This is a genomic window from Paenibacillus sp. Negev47, from assembly GCF_058313655.1.
The window spans coordinates 6,164,154-6,177,672 of the sequence record NZ_CM177754.1 but is presented as its reverse complement, the minus strand read 5'-3'; the positions used below and the strand labels follow the sequence as shown (position 1 = coordinate 6,177,672).

The window sequence follows — 13,519 nt, the reverse complement described above, 5'->3', positions numbered from 1 at the left end:
TCCGCATGTCTGCATGTAATACTTTGACTCAGTCAAAGTAGGGTTGTGCTTACGATGTAGTTTTGACTTTGTCAAAACTTTAAGGTGGTGAAATCATGGCAAAAGGCATGCGCGAAATTAAGCGGCAAATTAAAAGCGTACAAAGCACCAAGCAGATCACCAAAGCAATGGAGATGGTAGCTGCGGCAAAACTGCGTAAAGCGCAGGAAAAAGCGGAAGCAGCCCGTCCTTATTCGGAGAAACTGAAAGAAGTTGTAGCAAGTATTGCATCAAGCGCGCAAGATATTAAACACCCGATGCTGGAGAACCGTCCGGTTAAAAAGACAGCTTACCTGATCATTACATCGGACCGTGGTCTTGCGGGTGGATACAATGCGAACGTTTTGCGTCAGGTTAATCAGACGCTCAAAGAGCGCCACAACTCCTCGAATGACTACGAATTGTTCGTCATTGGACGTAAAGGACGCGATTACTTCAGACGTCGTGAAATGGCGATGGCATCCACAACAACAGATCTGTCGGATTCGCCTTCATTTGCAGATATCAAATCCATTGCACACGAAGCGGTTCATGGGTTTGAACTGGCTGAATTTGATGAATTGTACATTTGTTATAATCGCTTTGTGAATGCGTTGACCCAGATTCCTACGGTAGAAAAACTTCTTCCGATGGAAACACCTGAGGTAACTGCTGCGGAAGGACAAGCTGCATACGAGTACGAGCCGTCTGCTGAAGCTGTACTGGAGGTTTTGCTTCCGCGTTATGCGGAAACGCTGATCTATGGTGCGCTTCTGAATGGTAAGGCAAGTGAGCTGGGCGCGAAAATGACAGCAATGGGTAATGCAACCAAAAATGCATCCAAACTCATTAACGACTTGTCATTGACCTATAACCGTGCCCGTCAAGCGGCGATTACGCAGGAGATTACGGAAATTGTCGCAGGTGCTAACGCAGCACAAGGCTAACCGTTTTTTATTAATGAAGGCTTGCAGAGCAAAGATAAGCGAACGGTACATTATTTTTGCAAAAGTAGCAGGCTTGTAGGAGGGGAACGTTAAGATGAACAAAGGACGCGTTGTGAGCATCATGGGTCCGGTTGTTGACGTCGAGTTTGATCGCGGCGGTCTGCCGGAAATCCTCAATGCCATTACGATCACTACAGTAAGTGAGAGCGGCGTTAGTGTAAACCTTACACTCGAAGCTTCGAAACATCTGGGTGACAACCGGGTACGTTGTATTGCGATGTCCACCACGGATGGACTTGTTCGTGGTATGGAAGCATTAGATACAGGAGCACCAATCTCTGTACCTGTTGGCGAAGCGACACTGGGTCGTGTATTTAACGTACTCGGCGAAGCAATTGATACTGGCGGTGCCGTAGCTGCTGAGCACAAGAACCCGATTCACCGTTCAGCACCTGCATTTGATGAACTGACTACCCAAGCAGAGATGCTGGAGACAGGAATCAAAGTTATCGACTTGCTCGCTCCTTACGCCAAAGGTGGTAAAATCGGCCTCTTCGGTGGTGCCGGTGTAGGTAAGACGGTAACCATTCAGGAATTGATCAACAACATCGCACAAGAGCACGGTGGTATCTCCGTATTCGCGGGTGTTGGTGAGCGTACACGTGAAGGTAATGACTTGTATCACGAGATGAGTGATTCCGGCGTTATCAACAAAACAGCAATGGTCTTCGGACAAATGAACGAGCCTCCAGGCGCACGTCTTCGTGTAGCCCTCACAGGTCTGACAATGGCGGAATATTTCCGTGATGAAGAAGGCCGTGACGTGTTGCTCTTTATCGATAATATCTTCCGTTTCACCCAAGCGGGTTCAGAAGTATCTGCCTTGCTTGGACGTATGCCTTCCGCGGTAGGTTACCAACCTACGCTGGCAACAGAAATGGGTCAATTGCAAGAGCGTATCACATCAACGAAAAAAGGTTCTGTAACATCCATCCAGGCCATCTACGTGCCTGCGGATGACTACACTGACCCGGCTCCTGCAACGACGTTTGCCCACTTGGATGCAACGACGAACCTGGAGCGTAAAATTTCCGAGATGGGTATCTACCCTGCGGTAGATCCGCTGGCTTCCAGCTCCCGGATCTTGTCCCCTGAAGTTGTAGGTGAAGAACACTACAGCGTAGCTCAAGGCGTTAAACGTATCTTGGCACGTTACAATGAATTGCAAGATATCATTGCAATCCTGGGTATGGACGAGTTGAGTGAAGAAGACAGAGCACTTGTATACCGTGCTCGTAAAATCCAACGTTTCTTGTCCCAGCCATTCCACGTTGCTGAAGCATTTAACGGTATTCCGGGTAAATACGTTCCGGTTAAAGAAACGGTGCGCAGCTTTAAAGAAATTCTCGAAGGTAAGTATGATGATCTTCCGGAAGCAGCTTTCCTCTTTGTTGGTACAATTGAAGAGGCAGTGGAGAAAGCCAAAACACTGGTTTAGTCTGAATCCAGGATTGTCCTTATGAAGCGGGCTATCCTTCGGATAGTTTCAGGAGGGATGGAATTGAGCACCTTTTTGTTGGAAATTGTAACACCCGAGCGTCTGGTCTATTCGGAACAGGTAGATCGCATCACGGCTCGTGGTATTGAAGGGGAACTGGGCATTCTGCCAGGCCATATTCCTATGGTTACACCTTTGCAGATTGCACCGATCTATATTCATAACGGAAAAGAAAATAAACAAGTTGCTATCGGTGGCGGGTTTATCGAAGTTCGTAAAGATAAGGTTGTTGTACTCGCAGAGAGTGCTGAATTCCCGGAAAACATTGATGTGGATCGTGCGCGTGCGGCGAAAGAGCGGGCAGAACGTCGGCTTGCAAGCCAAAGCAATCAGGATCACTTTGATCACCGTCGTGCAGAGATCGCGCTGCAAAAAGCGGTTAACCGGATTAATGTATTCGGCAAATAAACGATTCTTGGAAGCCCGGCGGCTTAGTATGCCGGGCTTTTTTGAGTTTGCTTGATAGAATTGTTTTATCGAATATAGCAAAATTGTTTGTTTGGACATCCAGGAGATTCTTTATTATAGAGAATTTCTTAAGCATATTATTCACCGTTTATGAGGCTTTGAATAGAATGTAGGACTAAAGTAGTGGGCGCTTTTACTACTGAGAGAACCATTTTTTGCATGGAGGAATTCAAATTATTTCCGAGGAAATGACAGAATCGATATCGAAATAACGCTCTTTTATGTCGTTTTAGTCACAAAATCCCGGCATTTTAAAATTAAACTATTTTAGAAGTGGAAATCAATGTAATTGACAATGTATGATGAAAGAGCCTATATTCCATAGAGTCAGCAGAAGCAGGAAGCTGCGTAGTAGATTCCATAGTCATACACAGCCGGATTGTTGCTGCTCGCCCTTTGGGCATCAGGAGATTCCTGCATGGCAGGAGTAAATCTGACAGTACGTTCAGCATATTATCTTCAAGACATGTCAGTATGCTAACAAGTTATGGGTGCCCGGCATATGATATGCTGACACTGCAACAAATGTGGAGGTAATGGATATATGGATACTGATCTGACGAATCAGGTGAATCAGGCGCTAAGTACCAATGGCTTGGTCTCAATTATCGTCTCCCTTTTATGCATAGCATTGTCTTGGTGGGCATTGCAAAATCTCAAACTGGATTTAATCATTAGACAGCCACGAGGTGCTCAGGGAAGACTGTTACATTTGTTACTCGCCATCATTTTGGGGCACGCCGTTGCTGGCTTTGTCATTGACTACTTGTCTTGGACCCAAATGTTGCGTAATTTGTTTTAATGTTGAGATGGTTGGTTAATCATCTGTTAGGATCTTGAAGGAGTTCATTGTCGAATAACATCGATTAATTGTGTTAACAATTAGAGTATGAGTTGTCGGCAAAGAAATTAAGAAAAAAATGTGACGTAAAATTGGATGAATTTGAGATGTTTTATGTAAAAATGCTTGTATCGTACAATTCAAAAATGTTATGATGGAAGTTAGGGAATTCACAATTGTTCACTTATTTTGTAGTTATAAACGGGATATCCGGTTGATGCCGGCTAATAACCATCCCACTCTGTCTGTTCTGATGCTCTGCTGGCTTGTAGACACTGATTTTACATGCTGAATAGCAAGATGCACGGCACATGGTATCATTGATATGGATTATAAAAAACTAATTCTTTTCTGAACAGACATCTGTGCAATATGCCAGAATATGTCGAAATTCCACACACAGCAACAGTCCTTTCTACACATAGTGGGGCTTACGTATTCCGGAATGAAGAAAAGGGAATAAAAGCGCGGAGGGAACCATGATGAGCAAATTTATCGTCCGCGGTGGCAAAAGGTTGACCGGAAGTGTCAAAGTTAGCGGCGCTAAAAATTCTGTTCTTCCGATCATCGCTGCCTCTCTCTTAGGGGAAGAAGGACAAAGCGTCATTATTGACGCACCTCCTCTAGACGATGTGATGACGATTAACAAGGTGTTGGAATCGCTGGGAGCGGGAGTTACATACCGGGACGAAGTGATTACCGTAAATGCGGAGAAACTTACTTCCTGCGAAGCCCCGTATGAATGGGTAAGTAAAATGCGGGCGTCTTTCCTGGTCATGGGGCCTTTGTTGACGCGAATGGGTCATACAAGAATCTCACTTCCTGGTGGATGTGCCATCGGTACACGGCCTATTGATCAGCATTTGAAAGGTTTTGAAGCCATGGGCGCAGAGATCAGCTTGGGCCAGGGTTATATCGAAGCTCGTAGCCAAGGTCGGTTGCGTGGCGCGAAAATTTATCTGGATGTGGCTTCCGTAGGTGCCACTCAAAATATTATGATGGCTGCAACATTGGCTGAAGGTGTAACTGTTCTGGAGAACGCGGCAAAAGAACCTGAAATTGTGGATCTTGCCAACTTCCTGAATGGAATGGGCGCCATAGTACGGGGTGCTGGTACTGGCGTAATCCGCATTGAAGGTGTGGAGAAACTGACAGGCGTTACACACACGGTCATCCCGGATCGGGTAGAAGCTGGTACGTATATGGCTGCTGCTGCAATTTCTGGTGGTGACGTGTATATTGAAGGTGCAATCTCTGATCATCTGGGCTCCGTTATTGCGAAGCTTGAAGAGATGGGTGTAACGATCCAACCGGATGAGAATGGCGTGCGTGTAATCGCAGATCGTCCTCTTAAGGCTGTGGATGTAAAAACATTACCATACCCAGGATTCCCGACAGATATGCAATCTCAGATGATGGCGCTCTTGCTCGCATCTCAAGGAACAAGTGTCGTGACAGAGACTGTTTTTGAAAACCGATTCATGCATGTGGATGAGTTCCAATTGATGAATGCGGAGATCAAAGTTGAAGGACGTTCGTCCATCATCACAGGGAATGCCAAACTGAAGGGTGCCAAAGTTACGGCTACCGATTTGCGTGCGGGTGCCGCACTCATTATTGCAGGTCTTGTTGCTGAAGGTACAACAGAAGTGGGCGGTGTTCATCACATCGACCGTGGCTATGTTCATCTCGCTGAGAAGCTTAACGGACTTGGCGCTGACATCTACCGGATCTCGGTTGATGAGCCTAAGTTGGAAGCAACCAAAGCACCTAGTGAAAAAGTGGAGAAAGAAGTGCCGATGTTTAAGGTACAACCGACTTTGGCTTAACACTGGATTGAATTAGAAGAATACTGTTCTGTAGTATTGAGTCACACGGTTGTGTGGATTACAAATGCGATGGAACATATGTTGTAAAAGATGATAAAGCTAAGCCATCCGGCTTGGCTTTTTTTGTGTTTATTTTCAAGAGGACGGACGTGATGTTTGATACCTGATTCTATTAATAGCTGGTCCTAACTTGTATAGCATAACATCGTATTCTGTATCGATTTTGAAGCAAATGAAAGAGCATACTTTATATAGGGTGTCGTATCCGGATAAACACCGGTATTCAGCGACAGATCAACCTTTTTAGGATGTACATGGTAAAAGAAAGCTGGAAAGTTAACAGAACGAAAAGGGCCCCGTTTCTCTTAAATCAGGTTCTATCAGATCGAGCCAGCTCATACCCTAAACTATGGATTTGAACAACACGACCGGCACTTAACCGGCCATAGACAACGGAGGGTTATATTCGAATGAAAGAAGCTCGTGTACAGGTAAAGGTACCCCTTGTCCCTCGTCCGGGTATGCAAGAGCCGGAGGAGAATATCGTTTCTGGAGTGGAAAAAGACAAGCTTGCCCCAGTGAACCTGAGGGCTGTCCCATCACAGCCTGCAAAATCTTCAAGCCCAGAACGGATGTCGACAGATAAACTAGACGGACAGGCAGCCGAGTACATCCATATACCTGTTATTGAGATGGACCAGTTCCGCCGGGTGAAGCGTCGTCGAATGCGGGCATTCGGACGAAAACACCGATGGGGACGCAACCCCACAAGGTGGCAACCGGCTGCCGCTGTATCTGCATTATTGGCGATGGCATTACTGATTCCGGTGATTCTGGTATGGCCGCGGGAGAGCGAATCGGTTAAGCCAACCCCTGCTCGAGCAGATGCCAACATTACACGGACCCCAGCTCCTACGCCAGCAGTCCCTGTTACCTACCCCGAACCCAAAGTACGCGTATACCTGTCAGCAACGGGGACAACGATGAATCTGCCATTGGAAGACTATGTTACCGGGGTAGTGGCAGCAGAGATGCCGGCTGAATTCAGACTGGAAGCATTAAAGGCGCAGGCGATTGCAGCGCGCACATTTATCGTACGAAGACTTGCTGCGAGTGATACAAGCGGTGTTCCATCGGGTGCGGCGGATGTGACGGATACGGTCAGCCACCAGGTGTTTATTCCGCCAGATCAGGTGAAATCGGAATGGACTCGTCTGGGGAAGGCGAAGGAATGGGAGAAGTTGCAACAGGCTGTACACGAAAGTCGAGATGCGGTCATGACATATCAAGGCAAAGCGATCACGGCTTCCTTTTTCTCTACAAGTAATGGATATACGGAGAATGCAGAAGATGTGTGGGGGAACGCTGTGCCATACCTGCAAAGTGTAGACAGTCCATGGGATAAAAGTCTGGCTCCGGGCTTCAAACAGACCGTTACGATGAAACGTAGCGAGATTCTGCAGAAATTGAATCTGGATGCCATTCCGGTTACTGCTCAGAAGGATGGATCATGGATGGAAGTATTATCTACAACCAAGGGGCATCGAATTAAGGAAATGCAGATCGCAGGTGAAACATTCAACGGTCCTGAGGTTCGCAAGTTGCTTGGGTTAAGGTCCAGTCAGTTCAGTTGGAAGGCCGTGGGAGATGAGGTCCAGATTACAACGTACGGATATGGGCATGGTGTGGGTATGAGCCAATGGGGAGCAAATGGCATGGCGCAGGAGGGACACACCGCCACCCAGATTCTCAAACATTACTATACCGGCATCTCGTTCGGACAGGCATCCAAGATGCTGGCATCGAAGTAGGAGAGATGAACAGGGATGGATACGAACGTACGGAGATGAGCAGTTTAGTTTTGGAACTGATGGCTAACGAATCCAGACGCGTGGTATCTCAGTCACATCCTATATCATTTCGCTCTCAGCCGATAAATGCACTTCATAGAAGGATTTACCGTTAAAGCCATTCCAGCAATCCAGGCTTCTCTACCAACTACCCATTCCGGAGCTTTCGAGATTCGGCTATATATTCGGAGAGTGCGAGCGTACGGGTAGCGCAGGGGACAGAAAAGACCTGTAGAAGCGAAGCTAAAAGCTTTCTGAAAGAAAGCTGCATCGGAAGCATAAACTTGCCTTTACTACCGGATATCACCTTTAAAGAAGGTGATAGAAAGAAATCCGGTAGTAACCAGCGGTCGAAAGGTTTTCTGGCCCCGAAGCGGCGCACGTACTAACCACTCAACCCCACATATATAGCACTCTCTGAAACCTCCGTGAAAATAATTAGAGTCGCGCGTGTATAAAAGAGTTGCACCCGGTAACACTTGTTACTGAGGTGATTAAGATGAATGAACAAAACAAAAAAACAATCCAAGAAGAAACTCCTAAAACAACTCAAGGAGTACCGGCTAGCCAGCCCTCTTCATGGAAAAGAGCAATGTCCAAACGCTGGGTCTTCCCGGCAGCCTACATCGCAGCAGCAGGCATTATACTAACCTTAGTGTGGGTCTATCAGGGCACAGGCGACAAAACGCTGAACTCGGACCCTGCTAGCGGGGTAGTAGAAACAGGTGCACCGGCGGGTACAGAAGGAACAGCAGTAGGCGGAGAACAGGAAAGTGTGGAAGTTGTTGCAAAGTCGGAGAATTTTGTATGGCCGGTAGCGGTGCCGTCCGAAATTTCAGTAGTGAAACCTTTCTATGACAGCGAAGCTTCAACGGAGGAACATGAGGCGGCGATGGTGCAGTACAATGATACATTTATCCCGAACACAGGTGTGGATCTGGCACGTGGGGATAACAAAACGTTTGAAGTAAAAGCAGCGCTTGCCGGTAAAGTTACACGGGTGGAACAAAATCCGCTCACAGGTCAAGTTGTGGAAATCACACACAGCGATAACCTGAAGACGGTATACCAAAGCTTGGCAGACGTCAAAGTGAAACAGGACGACGAAGTGAAACAGGGAGATGCGATTGCATCTGCTGGCGTCAATGAATTGGGTAAAACGCTTGGCAACCACCTTCACTTTGAAGTGTACGAAGACGGACAGCCGGTTAACCCGCAAGGATATCTTCCGGAAAAATAAATGATTTTTACCGCAGCAACATGACGGGCAGAGGGTTAAACCTCTGCTCTTTTTGTGTTTTTCAGAAAATAATGGGACCTTCGAAGCTTGTCACACCTCTAAACCGCGAATATATAGGCATGCTCCTCATATAATGTACCAAACTATCCACACAGTAGGGAGGCGGGAGCGTGCACGATTACATCAAGGAACGGACCATCAAAATTGGTCGCTGCATTGTTGAGACGAGGAATACGGTCCGTACCATTGCCAAGGAATTCGGCGTGTCAAAGAGTACTGTGCATAAGGATCTGACGGAGCGTCTGCCGGAAATCAACCCTGATCTTGCTGACCAGGTGAAACACATTTTGGAGTATCATAAGTCAATCCGCCATTTGCGGGGCGGTGAAGCGACCAAAATCAAATACAAAAAAACGAGTGGCAAGAAACGTGAGGTGTTGGCTTCCGCCAAATCGTAAGCATCTTCTCAAAGACGTAGGCCAAAAAGCTCACACATGCATTGAATCCATCCCCTGAAGTATGATATGTTAAAAGCTGGTACAGGATCGAATTATGACATCTTATCAGCCCGATTTTTACATATATATGTTGCACTTTGTCGAACGAGCGGTGACGTGATAAGGGACTCTTTTTCACAGGATACGCTGACCAAATAATATCACTTTGGGGGCTCTTTTATGTTTAGCAAGGATATCGGTATTGATCTTGGCACGGCGAACGTGCTTATTCACGTGAAAGGAAGCGGGGTTGTCCTCGATGAACCTTCCGTCGTGACCATTGAAAGAGATACGAAGCGTGTCCTTGCTGTTGGGGAAGAAGCGCGTCGTATGGTGGGGCGTACTCCAGGTAACATTGTTGCCATTAGACCGTTGCGCGACGGCGTTATTGCGGACTTCGAGATTACAGAAGCGATGCTCAGACATTTCATAAATCGTGTAGGTGCAAGAAGCTGGTACAGCCACCCTCGAATTCTGATCTGTGCACCAACGAACATTACTTCCGTGGAGCAGAAGGCCATCCGCGAGGCGGCGGAGCGCAGCGGTGCCAAAGAAGTGTTTCTGGAAGAAGAGCCGAAAGCGGCAGCGATCGGTGCGGGAATGGATATTTTTCAGCCGAGCGGCAATATGGTCGTGGATATCGGCGGCGGCACGACTGACGTTGCAGTCCTTTCTATGGGCGACGTGGTCACCGCCTCTTCTATTAAAGTTGCAGGGGACAAGTTCGACGAAGCTATTATCAAGTTTATCAAAGCCAAGTATAAGCTCATGATCGGCGAACGGACCGCGGAAGATATCAAGATTGCGATTGGTTCCGTGACACCAGGAGGACATCAGTCCGAGATGGATATTCGCGGACGCGATATGGTATCCGGTCTGCCGGTTACCGTAACGATATCGGGAAAAGAAGTACAGGAAGCACTCTGGGATTCTGTGCAATCCATCATCGTTGCAGCGAAGTCAGTATTGGAACGTACACCGCCAGAATTGTCAGCGGACATTATCGACCGTGGTGTAGTGTTGACTGGTGGAGGCGCACTGCTCAAAGGACTGGACGAGCTTTTGTCCAATGAATTGCATGTACCGGTATGGGTTGCGGAAGATCCAATGCATTGTGTCGTGAAGGGGACAGGCATTATGCTTAATAATTTGGATCAGGTGGTTAAGAAAAAGTTCTAATCTGCCGATATAAATAGCAAAGGTTCGCCATGCTCGGGAAGCAGAACGGACAAGCAGCCACCTGCGATGCAGGACAAGCGCTTGAGGAGAGGGGTTAATTCATGTTAAGAGGTCTGTACACCGCTACTGCGGGAATGATTACGCAACAACGCCGCCATGACACAGCAACACAGAATATCGTAAATATGAACACCACGGGATACAAACAGGTGAACAGCGTAAGCCGTTCCTTCCCTGAAATGCTCATTACTTTGGTAGGCGGAGATGCAAATCTTCCAACAAAGCGGCTGGGCAAGCTGAACACGGGTGTGTTCGCGGAAGAGAGTTTGTCCATGAATTTGCAAGGGACTATTATGGAGACGGGGCAGAAAAATGATTTTTCCATCTCATCCAATATGACGGTCAATGATCCGCAGACTGGACAACCTGTCCCGTTTGACGCTTCAGGCAAATTTGTACGGGCCGATGGCACGGTAACTTACCAACCTCAGGCGTATTTTACAGTTCAGGATGCGGAAGGTAACACGAGATATACACGCGATGGTCACTTTGATATTACAGGAACGGGGCAATTGCTGAGTTCGACAGGTTCACAAGTGTTGGATAATAATGGCCAACCTGTCGTGTTGACAGGTTCTGTGGAGCAATTTAAAGTGGATGAGCAAGGTCGTCTTGTGGATGCAGCAACAGGTGCACCGACAGGCGTAACACTCGGGATCAGTGTCATTGACCAGCCGAATCAGCTGGTTCGTCAAGGTGATGGAAATTTCAGTCTTAGTGATGCAAACGGGGCAACGGCCCGGATGATTGCTGCAGGAGATAATGTGCAGATCCGACAGGGTTACCTTGAAGGATCGAATGTGGATGCTTCACAGGCCACAGTTGATATGAACGCCGCATTCCGCGCGTATGAAGCAAACCAAAAGGTCGTGCAATTCTACGACCGCAGTTTGGATAAAGCCGTCAATGAAGTCGGGCGTGTATAACGCCGACGTTTAAATATAACGCGAAGCGGAGAGCCAAACGCAACCGAGCCTATGCGAGGGTTGCGTGGCAGTACCTGAGCGTAGCGACGGTCTCGACAGTCCTTTGCGAAGCAAAGCAGGGAGAGACCACGCGGAGCGCAAGAGCCAAGACGCATCCGAGCCTATGCGAGGGTTGCGCAGCAGTGCCTGAGCGCAGCGACGGTCTCGACAGCCCTTTGCGGAGCAAAGCAGGGAGAGACCACGCGGAGCACAAGAGCCAAGACGCATCCGAGCCTATGCGAGGGTTGCGCAGCAGTGCCTGAGCGCAGCGACGGTCTCGACAGTCCTTTGCGGAGCAAAGCAAGGAGAGACCACGCGGAGCGCAAGAGCCAAGACGCATCCGAGCCTATGCGAGGGTTGCGCAGCAGTGCCTGAGCGCAGCGACGGTCTCGACAGTCCTTTGCGAAGCAAAGCAAGGAAGAGACCACGCGGAGCTACCACGCCGCATAAAGAGCGTGCCCGACTATGATTCAGCCATGTGAACTATGGCGTGAATCATAGTCGGGCAGTCGCGGCGCACACACACCACCGTCACTTAGCAAGATCGTACCCCACTTACCTAATCCGCCTGTTTCGGGAGTCCAGAGGGCAGCGCCATCTGGGGCCCTCCCTGCTAGGGAGGGTTTGGGAGGGTGGACAGGACACAAGGGAGGGTAAACCACCGATGAATAATTCCATGATTAGTGCCAAGGTTTCCATGTCCGCTATACAGCAGCGTCTGGATGTCATTTCCGATAATATTGCCAACGTGAATACGGCAGGCTATAAGAGCAAGCAAGCGGCTTTCGAGGATGTGCTCACACGGGTGCAACAACAACACGACAAGTACAAGCTCGACGGACGTTCTACACCAATGGGATATAACCTTGGTTTTGGTGCTCGTTTGGCAGATGTGACTAAGGATATGTCTCAAGGTACCTTAAACGAGACTGGTCTTCCGACCGATCTGGCCATTGAAGGAAATGCCATGTTTGCGGTTGAAGCCAATGGGGAGAAGATGTGGACACGTCAGGGTGCATTTCATTTTGTACCGGATACAAGACCGAAGCCTACTCCGAATGCACCAGATATGATGGTCATGGTCAACGGCGAAGGTCACTTTGCCCTGGATCGTCTAGGCAACCGTATTACGGCACCGACGAATAGCAAAGTTGCTTTTGATGAAAATGGCAACCTGTTAATCCGACGCGGTAATGAGGCGAATGCAACCATTGGAGCACAGCTGCAAGTGGTAGACATTGAACGCCCTGAGGGACTTGTGCAGTATGCGGATAACCTATTCGGCCTGGATGCGGGATTGACTGAGGATGATGTATTTGGCGCCAACGCGGCTACACGTCAAGCGGCTGCCATGATCCGTCCAGGTTATCTGGAGCAATCCAATGTAGATCTGACACAGGAGATGTCTTTGCTTATGCAAGGACAGCGAACATACCAGCTGGCAGCACGAGCGCTGACTTCGAGTGATTCCATGTTGGGTCTTGCCAACAATATGAGAGCGTAAAAGGTGAATGTGATGACAGAAACACAGCAGCAGAACAGTAAGCCGGAGAAGAAGGAAGTCAAGAAGAAGAAGAGTGGATGGCGCATCGCAAGATGGTTCCTGGTTCCGGTCCTGCTTGTTCTTGCCCTCGCTGGCGGAATGGTAGCTGGATATGTGGTACTGGGCAAACAGGATATCGGTTCCGTATGGCAATGGAGTACATGGGAACATGTATATAATCTGGTGTTCGCTCCATAATGTAACGAGTTCAGCGAAAACTCCTGCGCAGGCAGGAGTTTTCTTTTTGATGTTGAAAACAGTATAATGATGGATGACGTTTCATAGCAAAAGAGGCCTCCCCTGCGAAAGACATTCGTCATCGCGAAGAGAGACCCCTTATCTTAACCTTCACTACTGCAGTCATGAAGGATATAACTAGTGTTAACCGAAAAAATGCTTTTCATACAACATTAAAATTAAAAACCTTTTATATGAGGTTCGATTTGATCATAATCAGGTTTTCCATGTCCGCACTAAAGTCAGTGGAGGGAACGGAATCGGTCGAAAGAAGCGAAGCGCTCGCC

General features: G+C 48.0%; 12 protein-coding genes. All 12 read left to right on the top strand.

Going from position 1 to position 13,519, the window contains the following annotated elements; all coding sequences use genetic code 11:
• The first annotated feature begins 95 nt into the window (after positions 1–95).
• The 12 genes from atpG to AC4G47_RS27710 all read left to right on the top strand — a co-directional run bounded on the left by atpG (position 96) and on the right by AC4G47_RS27710 (position 13,193).
• Positions 96–965, top strand: a complete 870-nt coding sequence (gene atpG / locus AC4G47_RS27765; RefSeq protein WP_491103744.1) for an ATP synthase F1 subunit gamma — start codon at positions 96–98, stop codon at positions 963–965.
• 94 nt (positions 966–1,059) lie between these two features.
• On the top strand, positions 1,060–2,463 hold the full coding sequence (gene atpD, locus AC4G47_RS27760; protein WP_458124331.1) for a F0F1 ATP synthase subunit beta: 1,404 nt from the start codon (positions 1,060–1,062) through the stop codon (positions 2,461–2,463).
• A gap of 63 nt (positions 2,464–2,526) precedes the next feature.
• Entirely contained in the window at positions 2,527–2,931 is a 405-nt protein-coding gene (locus tag AC4G47_RS27755) for a F0F1 ATP synthase subunit epsilon (protein WP_458124330.1), read from the top strand.
• Between the two features lie 604 nt (positions 2,932–3,535).
• Complete coding sequence (locus tag AC4G47_RS27750) at positions 3,536–3,793, top strand: DUF1146 family protein (protein WP_124116534.1); 258 nt, start codon at positions 3,536–3,538, stop codon at positions 3,791–3,793.
• A gap of 521 nt (positions 3,794–4,314) precedes the next feature.
• Positions 4,315–5,661, top strand: a complete 1,347-nt coding sequence (gene murA / locus AC4G47_RS27745) for a UDP-N-acetylglucosamine 1-carboxyvinyltransferase (RefSeq protein ID WP_491106813.1) — start codon at positions 4,315–4,317, stop codon at positions 5,659–5,661.
• A 470-nt stretch (positions 5,662–6,131) separates the two neighbouring features.
• Entirely contained in the window at positions 6,132–7,472 is a 1,341-nt protein-coding gene (spoIID, locus tag AC4G47_RS27740; RefSeq protein WP_491103742.1) for a stage II sporulation protein D, read from the top strand.
• A gap of 538 nt (positions 7,473–8,010) precedes the next feature.
• Entirely contained in the window at positions 8,011–8,751 is a 741-nt protein-coding gene (locus AC4G47_RS27735) for a peptidoglycan DD-metalloendopeptidase family protein (protein ID WP_458124327.1), read from the top strand.
• A 170-nt stretch (positions 8,752–8,921) separates the two neighbouring features.
• Positions 8,922–9,209 carry a sporulation transcriptional regulator SpoIIID gene (gene spoIIID / locus AC4G47_RS27730; RefSeq protein WP_024632710.1) on the top strand — a complete coding sequence of 96 codons (288 nt, stop codon included), beginning with the start codon at positions 8,922–8,924 and terminating at the stop codon, positions 9,207–9,209.
• 219 nt (positions 9,210–9,428) lie between these two features.
• Positions 9,429–10,427, top strand: coding sequence for a rod shape-determining protein (locus AC4G47_RS27725; protein WP_458124326.1), 999 nt, complete (start codon positions 9,429–9,431; stop codon positions 10,425–10,427).
• Between the two features lie 101 nt (positions 10,428–10,528).
• Positions 10,529–11,413, top strand: a complete 885-nt coding sequence (locus AC4G47_RS27720) for a flagellar hook-basal body protein (RefSeq protein ID WP_491103739.1) — start codon at positions 10,529–10,531, stop codon at positions 11,411–11,413.
• 703 nt (positions 11,414–12,116) lie between these two features.
• On the top strand, positions 12,117–12,956 hold the full coding sequence (locus AC4G47_RS27715) for a flagellar hook-basal body protein (RefSeq protein WP_491103738.1): 840 nt from the start codon (positions 12,117–12,119) through the stop codon (positions 12,954–12,956).
• A gap of 12 nt (positions 12,957–12,968) precedes the next feature.
• Positions 12,969–13,193 (top strand): DNA-directed RNA polymerase subunit beta, encoded by a 225-nt coding sequence (locus tag AC4G47_RS27710; protein ID WP_017691949.1) that lies wholly within the window; start codon positions 12,969–12,971, stop codon positions 13,191–13,193.
• The last annotated feature ends 326 nt before the right edge of the window (positions 13,194–13,519 follow it).